The 16,654-nt window shown below is 65.1% G+C and carries 13 protein-coding genes; 12 read left to right on the top strand and 1 reads right to left on the bottom strand.

Going from position 1 to position 16,654, the window contains the following annotated elements; translation table 11 throughout:
- Window positions 1-47 precede the first annotated feature (47 nt).
- From murD to lpxC, 10 genes are all read left to right on the top strand, one after another.
- A complete protein-coding gene (gene murD, locus CF70_RS32545; RefSeq protein WP_035875616.1) occupies window positions 48-1,574 on the top strand; it encodes a UDP-N-acetylmuramoyl-L-alanine--D-glutamate ligase in 1,527 nt (508 codons plus the stop codon).
- On the top strand, window positions 1,571-2,812 hold the full coding sequence (ftsW, locus tag CF70_RS32540; RefSeq protein WP_035875613.1) for a putative lipid II flippase FtsW: 1,242 nt from the start codon (window positions 1,571-1,573) through the stop codon (window positions 2,810-2,812). Before murD ends, ftsW begins: the two co-directional genes overlap by 4 nt.
- Entirely contained in the window at window positions 2,809-3,879 is a 1,071-nt protein-coding gene (gene murG / locus CF70_RS32535) for an undecaprenyldiphospho-muramoylpentapeptide beta-N-acetylglucosaminyltransferase (protein ID WP_035875611.1), read from the top strand. The genes ftsW and murG overlap by 4 nt, the downstream gene beginning before the upstream one ends.
- Before the next feature lie 12 nt (window positions 3,880-3,891).
- Complete coding sequence (murC, locus tag CF70_RS32530) at window positions 3,892-5,331, top strand: UDP-N-acetylmuramate--L-alanine ligase (RefSeq protein WP_035875608.1); 1,440 nt, start codon at window positions 3,892-3,894, stop codon at window positions 5,329-5,331.
- The gene (locus tag CF70_RS32525) at window positions 5,328-6,311 is read left to right on the top strand and encodes a D-alanine--D-alanine ligase (RefSeq protein ID WP_035875606.1); all 984 of its coding nucleotides are present in this window, start codon (window positions 5,328-5,330) and stop codon (window positions 6,309-6,311) included. Before murC ends, CF70_RS32525 begins: the two co-directional genes overlap by 4 nt.
- Before the next feature lie 53 nt (window positions 6,312-6,364).
- Window positions 6,365-7,267: a cell division protein FtsQ/DivIB gene (locus CF70_RS32520; RefSeq protein ID WP_035875604.1), complete on the top strand. Its 903-nt coding sequence runs from the start codon at window positions 6,365-6,367 to the stop codon at window positions 7,265-7,267.
- Complete coding sequence (gene ftsA, locus CF70_RS32515; protein WP_035875601.1) at window positions 7,264-8,496, top strand: cell division protein FtsA; 1,233 nt, start codon at window positions 7,264-7,266, stop codon at window positions 8,494-8,496. Before CF70_RS32520 ends, ftsA begins: the two co-directional genes overlap by 4 nt.
- A 165-nt stretch (window positions 8,497-8,661) precedes the next feature.
- Complete coding sequence (ftsZ, locus tag CF70_RS32510; protein WP_035875600.1) at window positions 8,662-9,861, top strand: cell division protein FtsZ; 1,200 nt, start codon at window positions 8,662-8,664, stop codon at window positions 9,859-9,861.
- 517 nt (window positions 9,862-10,378) lie between these two features.
- The gene (locus CF70_RS32505) at window positions 10,379-10,885 is read left to right on the top strand and encodes a peroxiredoxin (RefSeq protein ID WP_035875599.1); all 507 of its coding nucleotides are present in this window, start codon (window positions 10,379-10,381) and stop codon (window positions 10,883-10,885) included.
- A 174-nt stretch (window positions 10,886-11,059) separates the two neighbouring features.
- Window positions 11,060-11,977, top strand: a complete 918-nt coding sequence (gene lpxC / locus CF70_RS32500) for a UDP-3-O-acyl-N-acetylglucosamine deacetylase (RefSeq protein WP_035875598.1) — start codon at window positions 11,060-11,062, stop codon at window positions 11,975-11,977.
- 77 nt (window positions 11,978-12,054) lie between these two features.
- Here lpxC and CF70_RS32495 read toward each other — a convergent pair whose 3' ends face one another.
- Window positions 12,055-12,594 carry a hypothetical protein gene (locus CF70_RS32495; protein ID WP_035875596.1) on the bottom strand — a complete coding sequence of 180 codons (540 nt, stop codon included), beginning with the start codon at window positions 12,592-12,594 and terminating at the stop codon, window positions 12,055-12,057.
- A gap of 94 nt (window positions 12,595-12,688) precedes the next feature.
- On the opposite strand from CF70_RS32495, the gene CF70_RS32490 reads away from it, so the two are divergent.
- A complete protein-coding gene (locus CF70_RS32490) occupies window positions 12,689-13,624 on the top strand; it encodes a M23 family metallopeptidase (protein ID WP_035875594.1) in 936 nt (311 codons plus the stop codon).
- 236 nt (window positions 13,625-13,860) lie between these two features.
- On the top strand, window positions 13,861-16,641 hold the full coding sequence (gene secA / locus CF70_RS32485; RefSeq protein ID WP_035875592.1) for a preprotein translocase subunit SecA: 2,781 nt from the start codon (window positions 13,861-13,863) through the stop codon (window positions 16,639-16,641).
- Window positions 16,642-16,654: the final 13 nt, after the last annotated feature.

Below are 16,654 nucleotides of genomic sequence, written 5' to 3'. Positions count from 1 at the left end.
ACCGGCGCATATCTATCAACGCAGAAACGAAAAAGGCGGGAATCGAAGTGTTTGGCGAGTTGCAAAAACCTCATGTGCTGGTGCTGGGCCTCGGCGAATCGGGCCTGGCGATGGCGCGCTGGTGCGGCCAGTATGGCGCGCCCGTGCGCGTTGCCGACACGCGCGAGGCGCCTGCCAACCTGGTCTTCCTGCAAGCCGAGCTGCCTTCGGCCGAATTTCATGGTGGTTCCTTCTCGGACGCACTGCTGGACGGCATCGAACTGGTGACGATCAGCCCCGGACTGTCGCCGCTGGAAAGCGCCACTGCCGCGCTGCTGGCCGCGGCGCGCGAGCGCGGGATTCCAGTGTGGGGCGAGATCGAGCTGTTCGCGCGTGCGCTGGCGCACCTTCAGGCAGAGTCGGGCTATGCGCCGAAGCTGCTGGCAATCACCGGCACCAATGGCAAGACGACGACCACCGCGCTGACCGGCCGCCTGGTCGAGCGCGCCGGCAAGAGCGTGGCGGTGGCGGGCAACATCAGCCCCTCGGCGCTGGACAAGCTGGCCGCGTGCATTGCCTCGGCCACGCTGCCCGAGGTCTGGGTGCTGGAGTTGTCGAGCTTCCAGCTGGAAACCACGTACACGCTGGTGCCGCACGCGGCCACGGTGCTCAATATCACCCAGGACCATCTTGACTGGCACGGCAGCATGGAAGCCTATGCCGCCGCCAAGGCCCGCATCTTCGGCCCGGCGCCGGCGCCGGGCGAAGCCGGCTGCGTGCAGATCCTGAACCGCAACGACCGCCTGAGCCTGGACATGGCGCGCCCCGGCACGGCGCCGGTGACTTTCGGCACCGACCTGCCCGAGGTACCGGGCAGCTTCGGCGTGCTGCGAGAGGGCGGCATGCCCTGGCTGGTGGTGGCGGAACCCGATAGCGAATCCGACGGCGAGAACAAGCCGCGCCGCCGCAAGGCCGCCGCCGCCGAAGAAGCGCAAGCCGTTCCGGTGCGCCACAAGCGCCTGATGCCGGCGGATGCGCTGCATATCCGCGGCATGCACAACGCCACCAATGCGATGGCCGCGCTGGCGCTGTGCCGTGCCATCGACCTGCCGCTGAACGCCTTGCTGCACGGCCTGCGGGAATACCGCGGCGAGCCGCACCGGGTGGAGTGGGTCGCCACGATCGACGACGTCGAATTCTTCGATGACAGCAAGGGCACCAATGTGGGCGCTACCGTGGCCGCGCTGTCCGGGCTGGACAAGCGCGTGGTGCTGATTGCCGGCGGCGAAGGCAAGGGGCAGGATTTCTCGCCGCTGGCCGCGCCGGTGGCGCAGTACGCCCGCGCCGTGGTGCTGATCGGCAAGGATGCGGGCGAGCTGCGCCGCGCGCTGCAGGAAACCGGCGTCACGCTGGCCGACGCCGCCACGCTCGAACAGGCTGTCGGCCTGGCCGCCACTGCGGCGCAGGGCGGCGATGCTGTGCTGCTGTCGCCGGCGTGCGCCAGCCTCGACATGTTCCGTAACTATGTGCATCGCGCCGAAGTCTTTCGTGCCGCGGTGGAAGAACTGGCGATGTCCAGGGGGATCGTGCCATGAGCGACGCACCGGTCAAGCGCAGCGGCTTTATCGGAGCCACCATCGGCAACGCCTGGGGCGGATTGCGCGATGCGGTGTCCGGCGTCAAGCCGACGCGCTCGCGCATGATGGAGTACGACCAGCCGCTGCTGTGGGTGGCGATCGTGCTGCTCGCGCTTGGCCTGGTGATGGTCTTCTCGGCCTCGATCGCGCTGCCGGACTCGCCGCGGTACGCCAACTACCGTGAAAGCCATTTTCTCGCACGACATGCGTTCGCGCTGTTCATCGGGCTGTCCATGGGCTTGCTGGCCTTCCAGATCCCGGTCAAGTTCTGGGACAAGTACGCGCCCAAGCTGTTCGTGATCGCGCTGGTGATGCTGATCCTCGTGCTGGTGCCCTTCGTGGGCAAGGGCGTGAATGGCGCGCGGCGCTGGATTCCGCTCGGCATCATGAACTTCCAGCCGTCCGAGTTCATGAAGCTGGCGGTGGTGCTGTACACCGCCAACTACACCGTGCGCAAGCAGGAGTGGATGCAAAACGTCGGCAAGGGTTTCCTGCCGATGGGCGTGGCGGTGGTCGTGGTAGGCATGCTGCTGCTGCTGGAGCCCGACATGGGTGCCTTCCTGGTGGTGGCCACGGTCGCCATGGGCATCCTGTTCCTGGGCGGTATCAACGGCAAGCTGTTCGCCGGTCTGGTCGGCGTGGCGGTGGGCGCCTTTGCGCTGCTGATCACGGCGTCGCCATGGCGGCGCGAGCGGATCTTCGCCTATCTCAACCCGTGGGAAGAGGCCAATGCGCTCGGCAAGGCCTACCAGCTCACCCACTCGCTGATCGCCTTCGGCCGCGGTGAGTGGACCGGGGTGGGGCTGGGCGGCAGTATTGAGAAACTGCACTACCTGCCCGAGGCGCATACCGACTTCATCCTCGCCGTGATTGGCGAGGAATTCGGCTTTGTGGGTGTGCTGGTGGTGATCGTGCTGTTCTACTGGATGGTGCGCCGCGCCTTCGAGATCGGCCGTACCGCCCTGCAGCTCGACCGCACCTTTGCGGGCCTGGTGGCCAAGGGCGTCGGCATCTGGATCGGCTGGCAGACCTTTATCAATATGGGCGTGAACCTGGGCCTGCTGCCCACCAAGGGGCTGACCCTGCCGCTGGTGAGCTACGGCGGCTCGGGCATTTTGATGAACTGCGTGGCGCTGGCGATCCTGCTGCGCATCGACTATGAGAATCGCGTCATGATGCGCGGAGGGAAAGTATGACCGCACCGCGCACCTTGCTCGTGATGGCCGGCGGCACCGGGGGGCATGTATTCCCCGGGCTGGCGGTCGCGCGCGCATTGCGCGAGCAGGGCTGGCGCGTCGTGTGGCTGGGCAACCGGACAGGCATGGAAGCCACGCTGGTGCCCAAGTACGACATCCCGATGGAGTTCATCCAGTTCGGCGGCTTGCGCGGCAAGGGTCCGCTGACCAAGCTGATGCTGCCGCTGAACCTGTTGCGCGCCTTCTGGCAAAGCGTGCAGGCGCTGCGCCGGGTGCGGCCCAATGTGGTGCTGGGCATGGGCGGCTATATCACCTTCCCGGCGGGCATGATGGCGTCGCTGCTGGGCCGGCCGCTGGTGCTGCATGAGCAGAACTCGATCGCCGGTCTGGCCAACAAGGTGTTGGCGAAGGTCGCGGACCGGGTGCTGTGCGCCTTCCCGAACGCGCTGCCGGACAGCGAGTGGACCGGCAACCCGGTGCGTGACGAAGTCGCGCGGATGCCGGCGCCCGAGCAGCGCTATGACAGCCGCAGCGGCCCGTTGCGGCTGCTGGTGGTGGGCGGCAGCCTGGGCGCGGCGGCGCTCAACGAAGTCGTACCGAAGGCGCTGGCGCTGCTGCCGGAAGGCGAGCGCCCGCTGGTCAGGCACCAGGCCGGCGCCAAGCAGATCGACACGCTGCGCGCCAATTACCAGGCCGCCGGCGTGGCGGCGGAAGCATTGCCCTTTATCGACGACATGGCAGCGGCCTACGCCGAGGCGGATCTGGTGATCTGCCGCGCGGGTGCGATGACCGTGTCGGAGGTGGCGGCGGCAGGCGTGGCGGCACTGTTCGTGCCTTTCCCGCATGCGGTCGATGACCACCAGACCACCAATGCGAAATTCCTGTCGAGCCAGGATGCCGCCTTGCTGGTCCAGCAGAACGAACTGACCGCGAGCGGGCTGGCGCAGACGCTGGCCTCGCTGTCGCGGCCCCGACTCAAAGAGATGGCGCATCAGGCGCGTGGTCTTGCCAAGCCGGAAGCAACCCGGCGCGTGGCGGAGATCTGCAGCCAGATGGCCAGGGATTGATACAACGGATTCATGAAGCACATCGTCAAGAACATCCACTTCGTAGGCATCGGCGGCGCCGGCATGAGCGGCATCGCGGAGGTCCTGTTGAACCAGGGATATAAGGTCTCAGGGTCCGACGTGGGCAGCAACGCCGCCACGCGGCGCCTCGCATCGCTGGGCGCGACCGTGATGCACGGCCACGATGCCGCCAACATCAACGGCGCCAATGCCGTGGTGGTGTCCACCGCCGTCACCAACGACAACCCCGAGGTGCTGGCTGCGCGCGCCAAGCGCATCCCGGTGGTGCCGCGCGCGGTGATGCTGGCCGAGCTGATGCGCCTGAAGCAGGGCGTGGCCATCGCCGGCACCCACGGCAAGACCACCACCACCAGCCTGGTGGCGTCGGTGCTGGCCGAAGGCGGGCTCGATCCCACCTTTGTGATTGGCGGCCGCTTGAATTCGGCGGGCGCCAACGCGCGCCTGGGTACGGGTGACTTCATCGTGGCCGAGGCCGACGAGTCGGATGCCTCGTTCCTGAACCTGTTCCCGGTGATCGAGGTCATTACCAATATCGACGCCGATCACATGGACACCTACGGGCACGACTTCGCCCGGCTCAAGCAGGCGTTCGTGGAATTCACCCAGCGCCTGCCGTTCTACGGCATCGCGGTGCTGTGCGTGGACGATCCCAACGTGCGCGAGATCATGCCGTTCGTCTCCAAGCCGATCGTGCGCTATGGCTTTGCCGAGGACGCGCAGATCCGCGCGGTCAATGCGCGCGCGGTCGACGGCCAGATGCACTTCACCGTGTTGCGCCAGCTCAACAGCCATGCCGAGACGCCGCTGGATGTGGTACTGAACCTGCCCGGCATGCACAATATCCAGAACGCGCTGGCGGCCATCGCCATTGCGACCGAACTGGAAGTGCCCGATGCCGCCATCGTCAAGGCGCTGCGCGAGTTCCACGGCGTGGGACGCCGCTTCCAGCGCTATGGCGAAGTTGCTTGCGTCAGCACGGATGCGCAGGGCGAAACCAGGAGCGAAGGCACCTTCACGCTGGTCGACGATTACGGCCACCACCCGGTCGAGATGGCCGCGACGCTGGCGGCGGCGCGGGGTGCGTTCCCCGGACGCAGGCTGGTGCTGGCTTTCCAGCCGCACCGCTTTACCCGCACGCGCGATTGCTTTGAAGATTTCATCAAGGTGCTGGGCACCGTGGATGCGCTGTTGCTGGCCGAGGTCTATGCCGCCGGCGAAGCCCCGATTGTGGCCGCCGACGGCCGCGCGCTGACGCGCGCGCTGCGCGTGGCCGGCAAGGTTGAACCCGTTTTTGTGGAGCAGATCGACGAAATGCCGCAGGCTATCCTGAATGCCGCCCGGCCCGGCGACGTGGTGGTGACAATGGGCGCCGGCACGATCGGCACCGTGCCCGGACAACTGGTTTCGCAACAGGCCGGGGGGCAGGCATGAGTTTCGTCGCCCATCCCAATATCGATCCCAAATCGCTGGGCAAGGTCGGCGTGCTGCTCGGCGGCCGCTCGGCCGAGCGCGAGATTTCACTGCTGTCGGGCAACGGCGTGCTGGCCGCGCTGCGCTCGCGCGGCGTCGATGCCCATGCCTTCGATCCCGGCCTGCAGTCGGTGGCCGAACTGGCCACGGCCGGTTTCGATCGCGTATTTATCGCCCTGCACGGCCGCTACGGCGAGGATGGCACCATCCAGGGCCTGCTGGAGCAACTGGGTGTGCCCTACACCGGCAGCGGCGTGCTGGCCTCGGCGCTGGCCATGGACAAGCAGGCAACGAAGCGCCTGTGGATGACCCACGGCCTGCCCACGCCGCGCTTTGCCATGCTGCATGCCGATACGGATTTCGACGCCGTTGCCGCCGACCTGGGCCTGCCGCTCATCGTCAAGCCGGCGCGCGAGGGTTCGTCGATCGGCCTGACCAAGGTGACCGAGTCCGGCCAGATGCGTGCCGCCTTCGAGAAAGCCGCCGCGCTGGACAACGACGTCATTGCCGAGACATTCATCGACGGCGCCGAGCTGACCTGTCCGATAGTCGGGGAGGGCGCCAGCGCCGAAGCCCTGCCGGTGATCCGCATCGTCGCGCCCGGCGCGAACTACGACTATCAAAATAAGTACTTTACTGACGATACCCAATATCTGTGCCCGTCGGGCCTGCCGGACGACGTGGAAGCCGAGGTGCGGCGCCTGGCTGTGCAGTCCTTCCGCGTGCTGGGTTGCCGCGGCTGGGCGCGCGCCGATGTGATGCTGAGCGCCGACGGCAAGCCTTTCCTGCTCGAGATGAATACTTCGCCCGGCATGACCGGCCATTCGCTGGTGCCGATGGCGGCGCGCGCGGTGGGCATCAGCTACGAGGATTTCGTCATGCAGGTGACCGCGGCCGCCACGCTGGACCTGCATCCCAGCGAGGCCTGGAAACCCGATTGAGCACTGGACAAACACTGCAACCCGACCGACCGGAACCGGAACAACGCTAAGCCATGTGGCACAACACTCGCCTGCTCAACCTGATCGCTTCCACGCTCTACGCGCTGGTGGCGGTGATGGCGTTCGCGGCCGGCCTGCTGTGGCTGGCGCAGCGGCCGGTATTTGCCATCACGCACGTCGAGCTGGCGCCGATGGAAGGCGGCTCACTGCGGCATGTCAATGCGCCGAGCGTGCGCGCCAACGCGCTGGGCAAGCTGTCGGGCAGCTTCTTCACGCTCGATCTCAACGAGGCGCGGCAGATTTTCGAGTCGGTGCCCTGGGTGCGCCGCGCCAGCGTCCGCCGCGAATGGCCCAACGGGCTCGCGGTCGAGGTCGAGGAGCACGAAGCGCTCGGTACGTGGGGCAATGCCGACAGTAGCCGCCTGATCAACACCTATGGCGAAGTGTTCGTCGCCAACCCGGCGGAAGCCGAGGAAGATGCCCAGTTGCTCGCGCTCGACGGCCCGCCGGACAGCGAGGGCGACGTGGTCGACAAGCTGGAGACCATGCGCGAATGGTTCAAGCCGCTCAAGGTCGAGCCACTGACGGTCACGCTGTCGTCCCGCTATGCCTGGCGCACCAAATTGTCCAACGGCATGGTGGTGGAGCTCGGGCGCGAACAGAACGACGAGGAGCGCGACGCCATGGCGCAGCGCGTCAAGCGATTCGTCGTGGCCTGGCCCCAGGTCACCGAGCAGTGGGGCAAGCAGATCGAGTACGCGGACCTGCGCTACCCCAACGGGTTCGCCATCCGCGCGGCCAACGTGCGGTTCCTGACCGATGCCCAGGCAGCCGCGGCCGCCAAGGCGAAACCCGCCGGCGCCAGCACGAATACAAGTACGAGTACAAGTACCAACACCAATCCGAATAACAATCCGACGCGACTCAAGAGTAAGAACGCGGAGAAAAACCGATGAGCAAGGAATACAAGGACCTACTGGTCGGTCTCGATATCGGCACTTCCAAGGTGGCCGCGGTAGTGGCGGAGTTGCGCCCCGACGGCAGCTACGAAGTGATCGGGATGGGCCAGTCAGAGTCCAAGGGTCTGAAGAAAGGGGTTGTGGTCAATATCGAGGCCACGGTGCAGTCCATCCAGCGGGCGCTGGAAGAGGCTGAGCTGATGGCCGACTGCAAGATTTCCGAAGTGTTCACCGGCATTGCCGGCAGCCATATCCGCAGCTTCAATTCCAGCGGCATGGTGGCGATCAAGGACAAGGAAGTCACCCAGACCGATGTGGCCCGGGTGATCGAGACCGCCAAGGCGGTCAATATCCCGACCGACCAGCAGATCCTGCACATTCTCACGCAGGAATTCATCATCGACGGCCAGGAAGACGTGCGCGAGCCCATCGGCATGAGCGGCATCCGGCTGGAGGTGAAGGTGCATATCGTCACCGGCGCGGTCAGCGCGGCGCAGAACATCGTCAAGTGCGTGCGCCGCTGCGGGCTGGAAGTGCACGACCTGATCCTGCAGCCGCTGGCGTCGAGCCTGGCAGTGCTGACCGAGGACGAGAAGGAACTGGGCGTGGTGCTGGTCGATATCGGCGGCGGCACGACCGATATCGCCATCTTCAGCGAAGGCGCGATCCGGCATACGGCCGTGATTCCCATCGCCGGCGACCAGATCACCAACGACATCGCCATGGCGCTGCGTACGCCGACACCCGATGCCGAAGACGTCAAGATCCAGTATGGCATCGCCAAGCAGGCTATCGCCGATCCGGAAGACATGATCGAGGTGCCCGGCGTGGGCGACCGCGGCACGCGCTCGCTGTCGCGCCAGGCGCTGGCGGCGGTGATCGAGCCGCGTATCGAGGAGTTGTACTCACTGGTGCATCAGGTGGTGCGCGAGTCGGGCTATGAAGAACTGCTGTCGTCAGGCGTCGTGATCACCGGCGGTACCGCGATGATGCCGGGCATGGTGGAACTGGGCGAGGATATCTTCCTCAAGCCGGTTCGGGTCGGCGTGCCGGAATATCGGGGAAATTTGCACGAAGTTGTTAAGAGTCCGCGCTATTCGACCGTAATGGGACTACTGCTCGAAGGCCGCGTGCAACGCATGCGCGGCCGCAAGGTCGCGGTGCAGAGCGGTTCCGTCAAGCAGGTGTGGACCCGCATGAAGGAATGGTTCGTCGGCAATTTCTAAGCTGCCGACGATTGGATTGCACTTGAATGAATCACGGGATTGTCCACGAAATTGTGGGCAATCCGTTGAACAGGCAGTTTTCTTTTGATGGTTTCTTGTTCAGTAGCCAAGGGTTGCGGCGGGGAGGCTGCAGCGTTTGGCGGCTGATACTACTTGGAGGCAGTGATGGACTTTGACATGATCGAAACGGAATTGCAGGACGGCACCATCATCAAGGTGATCGGCGTGGGCGGCGCGGGCGGCAACGCTGTGCAGCACATGATCAGCCGTGGCGTGCAAGGCGTCGAATTTATCTGCATGAACACCGATGCGCAGGCGCTCAAGCGCTCCAGCGCTTCGCGTGTGCTGCAGCTCGGCAACACCGGCCTTGGGGCAGGCGCCAAGCCGGAGGTCGGCCGCAACTGCGCGGATCAGGCGCGCGAGCAGATCGCCGACTCGCTGCGCGGTGCCCATATGGTCTTCATCACTGCCGGCATGGGCGGCGGCACCGGTACCGGCGCTGCACCGGTCGTGGCCCAGGTTGCCAAGGAAATGGGCATCCTGACCGTGGGCGTGGTCAGCAAGCCCTTCGAGTTCGAAGGCGCGCGCCGCGCCAAGGTGGCGGAAGCCGGTTCCGGTGAGCTGGAGTCCTGCGTCGATTCGCTGATCGTTGTGCTTAACGAGAAGCTGTTCGAGGTGATGGGCGACGACGCCGAGATGGACAAGTGCTTCCAGTGCGCCGACGACGTGCTGCATAACGCAGTCGCGGGCATCGCCGAGATCATCAACGTCGATGGCCTGGTGAACGTCGACTTCGAAGACGTGAAGACGGTCATGGGCGAGCAGGGCAAGGCCATGATGGGCACAGCTACCGTGTCGGGCGTGGACCGCGCCCGCCTGGCTGCCGAGCAGGCCGTCGCCAGCCCGCTGCTGGAAGGCGTGGACCTGTCGGGCGCGCGCGGCGTGCTGGTCAACATCACGGCCAGCCGCTCGCTGAAGCTGTCGGAAACCAAGGAAGTCATGAACACCATCCGCAGCTATGCCGCGGAAGATGCCACCGTGATCTTCGGTACGGTGTACGACGATTCCATGGGCGATGCGCTGCGCGTGACGGTGGTGGCGACGGGCCTGGGCCGTTCGGCCAAGAAGCAGCAGCCGATGACCCTGCTCAAGACCGGTACCGACAATATGCCGGTGCAGATGATGGGCAATATGACCAGCAGCGTGAACGCCGGCCACAGCAGCGCTCCCGATTACAGCAACCTGGACACGCCGGCGGTATGGCGCAGCTCGCGCGAGTCTGCGTCCGCCCACGTGGCCGCGTTGCAGGAAAAGGGTGTGGATACGTACGACATCCCGGCGTTCCTGCGTAAGCAGGCGGACTGAGTTGGCTCGGCAAGGTGTCGGCAAGGCCGGCTGCCAGCCAGACCCCGCCCCGGATCGGCGAAACACGCTAGCGCTCCCTATCCGCTCGTGTTGCGCCCGGTGGCGGTGGACTGGCCAGCAGCCAGCCATGCCGCACCCGCGCTGACGCCCTCAGATCGCATCCCGTCGCCGGGACAGGCGTGCCTCCGGCCGCCTCCCCGGACTGGTCTCCCGCCATCCCGGCCGGGATGTGCCGTCGTCCGCGCGTCGATCGCAAGATCGGCGCACGGACCCATTTGAAAAGCAGTGCGGCTCGAAGCCCTCCGGGCCTTGAGCCTGGCGCCATCAATGCCGCCCAGGAAACGAGTCTGGCGTGCCGCGCAGATCTGCGCGCGGCGCCATAGGCTCCCTCCGCCAGCCAAAGTCTCGCCTATGTCGGACAATTCCTACGGCATACCCGGCAGTGTCAGACTTGGGCGCCTGCGGCTGGCGCACTATGATGCTAAACAGGGTTTTTACCGAGACAGGAAGACACAGCATGATCGAAATTGGAGCGCGTGTGCCCGACGCCACGCTGAACGAGTTCTTTGAGGTCGAGACTGGCGGCTGCGCTCTCGGGCCCAATTCCTTCTCGGTCGCCGAGCTCGCTCGTGGCCGCAAGATAGTGGTGTTTGGCCTGCCCGGCGCCTTTACCCCCACCTGCTCCGCCAAGCATGTGCCGGGCTACTTGGCGCAGGCCGAAGCGCTGCGCGCGGCCGGCGTGGACGAAGTCTGGTGCGTCTCGGTCAACGATGCCTTTGTCATGGGCGCCTGGGGCCGCGAGCAGAACACCGAAGGCAAGGTGCGCATGATGGCCGATGGCAGCGCCGAGTGGACGCGCCGCCTGGGCCTGGACCAGGACCTTACCGCACGCGGCATGGGTGTACGCTCCAAGCGTTACGCCATGGTCATCGACGATGGCGTGGTGACTCACCTGTGGCTTGAAGCGCCTGGCGAATTCAAGGTCAGCAGCGCTGAAGCGGTGCTTGCGGCGTTGCGTGCGTAATACGCGAATGTGTCATTGAGTAACTGACAAGTTGCTTAAAGGGCACTTATAGCGGCTTATTTCTTCGGTACTAACAGACCGAAACAAAGTGGCGCAGCGCAGCAAACGAAGCAATGGTAAAATCGCTATATTAGAAAGTGTACTTGATAGATTTTAATAATAGCTGAGAACGTCATGCTCAAACAGCGCACCATCAAATCCCTGGTCAAGACCGTTGGCATAGGCTTGCACTCGGGCCGTAAAGTGACGCTGACGCTGCGCCCGGCTCCGGTGGATGCCGGTATCGTATTCACCCGCGTCGACCTGCCTGAAGCCGTCGAGATCCCCGCGAGCGCGTCAGCCATTGGCGATACGCGTCTTGCATCGGTCCTGCAGAAGGATGGCGCGCGCGTGTCGACCGTGGAACATTTGATGTCCGCCTGCGCGGGCCTTGGCATCGACAATCTGTACGTGGATGTCGACGCCGAGGAAATCCCGATCATGGACGGCAGCGCTGCATCCTTCGTCTTCCTGTTGCAGTCGGCCGAAATCGAGCAGCAGTCCGCGCCCAAGCGTTTTATCCGCGTGAAGAAGGCCGTGGAAGTCCGCGAGGGCGACAAGCTGGCGCGCCTGGAGCCTTACTTCGGCTTCAAGCTGGCTTTCACCATCGACTTCCGTCACCCCGCGGTGGACAAGACCGGCCAGACCTTCTCCATCGATTTCGCCGATACAAGTTACGTGCGCGAGATTGCCCGCGCCCGCACTTTCGGCTTTGCCCACGAAGTCGAGGCGTTGCGGGAGATGGGGCTGGCGCGTGGCGGCAGTCTGGATAACGCCATCGTGCTCGATGAGCATCGGATGCTGAACAACGAGGAACTGCGCTACGGCGACGAGTTCGTGCGCCACAAGATCCTTGATGCGATCGGCGATCTGTATGTGGTCGGCCATCCCTTGATTGGTGCCTATGTCGCCAACAAATCCGGCCACGGGCTGAACAACCAGTTGTTGCGGGCTTTGCTGGCGGATCAGGAAGCGTATGAGATGGTGACGTTCGAGCGGGCCGAGGATGCGCCGCCGGCGTTTTTGCCGCAGTTGCAGCCGGCGTTTGCATAACGCCTGCCGGGGGGCAGGGTTCAGGTATCACCGGAAGGCCGGCGCAAGCCGGCTTCTTTACGTCCAGGGCACAGGCGTCAGGAACCAGCGCCGGTCGTCGTCTTTTGCCGATGATGCGACAACAGGGTATTCAGGGCATCCCGCAACGGCGACTCGGGTAACTCCTGCGCCAGCTGCGTCAGGCTGGACAAGCCGGTCGCCGACATCCGGGCCACCTTGGGCCGCACTACCGGTCCGGTGTCCCAGTCACTCTGCCGGCCGACCTCGGGTTGTACCCTCACCCGGATTGCGGTAATCTGCGATCCCCGCTGTTGCAACCTGGAAAGTAGCGTAGGAACCACTTGCCGGACACGTGCAGCGGCTGCCCCATGGGCGGCCAGCAACAGCAACGTTCGCTCCGACTGGCCCTGGCCGACACCGCGGGCGTCCTGCTTGACGCCCGCGACAGCGATGCCGTCCTGCAGGCCGCGTGGCAGGAGCGACAGCACCTCAGCTTCCAGTACCGCCAGTTCCCGTGCCGTCTGCATCAGGGCCGAGACCGGGCCGGCTTTGTCCAGCCAGTCGTTAAGCGGCTTGGCGGCGGGCGTCTGGAGGGCGTGATGGGTAAACATGCGCATGCGCGCATTCTAGCGTGCCGTTCGCGCCAGCGCGGCGGCTTATGCGCCGTAGCCACGAAGCCGGCGCCAGGCGTTGCATGGGAAGGATTGCATCATGCAGATCATCGTGCTTCATCCGCGCCTGCCGCGCGTGCGTCATTTCACCTTGTCACGGGGGAAGATCTTCGCCGGCATCGTGCTGCTGTGCCTGGTTGTCGCGCTGGTCTCGTCGGCGCTGACCTGGATCGTGGCGCGGGCGGGCATTGGCGCGCCAGTCCGTGCACCGGGCGACGATGCCTACCTGCGCGCCAATCTCAATGTGCTGGCCGCCCGCGTGGGCGAGATCCAGGCCCGTATGGTGAGGCTGGATGCGCTTGGCGAGCGGGTTTCCGGGCTTGCGGGCATCGCACCCAGGGAATTCGACTTCAAGCAGCCGCCTGGCCGTGGTGGCCTCGCGCCCTCGGCGCAGTCGCGCACCTCGAGCCTGCCTGAGCTGCAACTCGCGCTGGCGAGCCTGTCCGATCAGGCTGACAGGCATGCGGACTATTTCGATGTGGTGGCCAGCACCTTGCTGGATCGCCGGATCGAGGATCGCCGGGTTCCACGCGTGCTGCCGGTGGCGACCGGCTACGATGCATCCGGCTTCGGCTGGCGCTTCGACCCATTTACCGGGCGCCGCTCCCCGCATGACGGCGTCGATTTTTCCGCGCCCGCGGGCACGCCGATCGTCGCGGCCGCAGGAGGCGTGGTGGCGGCGGCGGAGTGGCACTCCGAATACGGCAACCTGATCGATCTCGATCACGGCAATGGCCTCAAGACCCGTTATGCGCATGCTTCCAGGCTGCTGGTGAAGCCCGGCGACCTCGTCAAGCCGGGCCAGCAGATCGCGCTGGTGGGCTCGACCGGGCGCTCCACCGGCGCCCACCTGCATTTCGAGGTGCATGTGGACGGCGTGCCGCAAAATCCGAATCGCTTCCTCGCCGTGGCGAAATCATCATCTGCGCAGGTTGCCCAGGCAACAATTCCGACCGATCGTACGGCAATCCGTTGAAGAATCCGCGAACCGCCCCGATGTCGGGGGATTGGATGCGCGGGCCGCATCCGGACAGGTAGCGTTTCACCCGCCGCTTGGTTCCGGTCGTGACCCGCGCGCGTGATAAACTCGGCGTTTTGCGCCAATCTTCCTATTTCCTCGCGCGGTCCGCCCTGGGCAGCCGGCCAAGCCGGCGGCCAGGCCGCCTAGTGCGTACCACGGCGGCGTACCACTCGCGTAGGTGAAAGCAATCGATGATCACGGGCCTTCTCAAGAAAGTCTTCGGCAGCCGTAATGAACGGCTGATCAAACAATATGGCAGGACCGTCGCGCAGATCAATGCGCTGGAGCCGAAGTTCGAGGCACTTTCGGATGACGACCTGCGTGGCATGACCGAGGTCTTCCGGCAGCGCCATGCCGCCGGGGAGTCGCTCGAGGCCTTGCTGCCCGAGGCCTTCGCGGTGTGCCGCGAGGCCAGCAAGCGGATCATGAAGATGCGCCACTTCGACGTCCAGCTGATCGGCGGCATGGTGCTGAACGACAACAAGATCGCCGAAATGCGCACCGGCGAGGGCAAGACCCTCACCGCGACGCTGGCGGTGTACCTCAATGCCATCACCGGCAAGGGCGTGCACGTTGTCACGGTCAACGACTACCTGGCCCAGCGCGACGCCGAATGGATGGGGCGCCTGTACAACTTCCTCGGCCTGTCGGTCGGCGTGAACCTGTCGCAGATGCCGCATGACCAGAAGGCGGCGGCCTACGCGGCCGACATCACCTACGGCACCAACAACGAGTTCGGCTTCGATTACCTGCGCGACAACATGGTCTACGACCCTGGCCAGCGCGTACAACGGCCGCTGAACTACGCCATCGTCGACGAGGTGGACTCGATCCTGATCGACGAAGCGCGCACGCCGCTGATCATCTCGGGCCAGGCGGAGAACCATACCGACCTGTACCAGCGCATGAACGGCGTGCCCAAGCTGCTCGAGCGCCAGATTGGCGAGGAAAAGGCTGATGGCACCGGCGTCGAGAAGCCGGGCGACTACTTCGTCGACGAGAAGGGCCACCAGGTCTACCTGACCGAGGCCGGCCATGAGAAGGCGGAGGTGATCCTGGCGCAGCAGGGCCTGATCGGCGAGGGCGAATCGCTCTACGCGCCGCAGAACATCACGCTGATGCATCACCTGTACGCGGCCCTGCGCGCGCACAGCCTGTTCCATCGCGACCAGCATTATGTGGTGCAGAACGACGAAGTCGTGATCGTCGACGAGTTCACCGGCCGCCTGATGACCGGACGGCGCTGGTCCGACGGCCTGCACCAGGCGGTGGAAGCCAAGGAAGGCGTGACCATCCAGCAGGAAAACCAGACGCTGGCCACGATCACCTTCCAGAACTACTTCCGCATGTACGAGAAGCTGTCCGGCATGACCGGCACGGCCGATACGGAAGCCTACGAATTCCAGGAAATCTATGGCCTGGAAGTGGTGGTGATCCCCACCAACCGCACGGCCCAGCGCAAGGACTTCCAGGACCAGATCTACAAGACCTCGACCGAGCGCTACGATGCCGTGGTGCGCGATATCCGCGATTGCTACGACCGCGGCCAGCCCGTGCTGGTGGGCACCACCTCGATCGAGACTTCGGAATACCTCTCGGACCTGCTGAACAAGGCAAAGCTGCCGCACCAGGTGCTCAACGCCAAGCAGCACGCGCGTGAAGCCGAGATCGTGGCGCAGGCGGGCCGGCCCAAGATGGTCACCATCGCCACCAACATGGCGGGCCGTGGTACCGACATCGTGCTGGGCGGCAATGTGGAGAAGCAGGCTGGCTTTATCGAGGCCGACGAAAGCCTGTCCGACGCCGACAAGGCCGCGCGCATCGCCCAGCTGAAGGGCGAATGGCAGTCGCTGCACGAGCAGGTCAAGGCCGCCGGTGGCCTGCATATCGTGGGCACCGAGCGCCACGAGTCGCGCCGTATCGACAACCAGCTGCGTGGCCGTGCCGGCCGCCAGGGTGACCCGGGCTCGTCCCGCTTCTACCTGTCGCTGGACGACCAGCTGCTGCGCATCTTCGCCGGCGACCGCGTGCGCGCCATCATGGAACGCCTGAAGATGCCGGAAGGCGAGCCGATCGAGGCGGGCATCGTCACGCGCTCGATCGAATCCGCCCAGCGCAAGGTCGAAGGCCGCAACTTCGATATCCGCAAGCAATTGCTGCAGTACGACGACGTTGCCAACGACCAGCGCAAGGAAATCTACAAGCTGCGCAATGAAGTGCTCGAGTCGCAAGATGTCGGCGAGATGGTAAAGAACCTGCGCGAGAGCGTGCTGGTCGAGATGTTCCGCGACCACGTGCCGGCAGACACCATGGAAGAGCAGTGGGACATCGCCGGCCTGGAAGCCAAGCTGCGCGACGAATGGTCGCTGGAAGTGCCGCTGGCCAAGACCATCGAGGCCGCGCAGAGCATCGAGGACGAAGAACTGCTGAACCTGATCATGCGTGCCGCCGACGAGCGTTACGAAGCCAAGGTCAGCCAGGTCGGCCGCGAATCCTTTGCCGGGTTCGAGCGCTCGGTGATGCTGCAAAGCATCGACACCCACTGGCGCGAACACCTGGCGGCGCTGGACCACCTGCGCCAGGGCATCCACCTGCGCGGCTACGCGCAGAAGGATCCCAAGCAGGAATACAAGCGCGAATCGTTCGAACTGTTCGCCCGCCTGCTCGACGTGATCAAGGTCGAAGTCACGCGCGTGATCTTCAACGTGCAGATCCAGTCTCCGGAAGAGCTCGAGCAGGCCTCGGAGCAGATCGAGGAAGGCCTGTCGCATCTCGCCAACGTGCAGTACAAGCATGACGAGTTCGACGAGGCTGCCCAGGTGGCCGAGGGCGGCGGCAGCGCGCCCGAGCGTGCCGGCATCGCCTACGCCGCCGCGGCCGAGGCTGCCGGCATGGCCAAGGTGGGGCGTAACGATCCCTGCCCGTGCGGCTCCGGCAAGAAGTTCAAGCAGTGCCACGGCAAGCTCAGCTAAGCCGCGCACAGTG

The organism is Cupriavidus sp. SK-3 (genome assembly GCF_000611145.1).
Classification (GTDB): Bacteria; Pseudomonadota; Gammaproteobacteria; order Burkholderiales; family Burkholderiaceae; genus Cupriavidus.
Note: the sequence above shows the minus strand (reverse complement) of the source record. Positions and strands in the feature narration are given on the sequence as shown.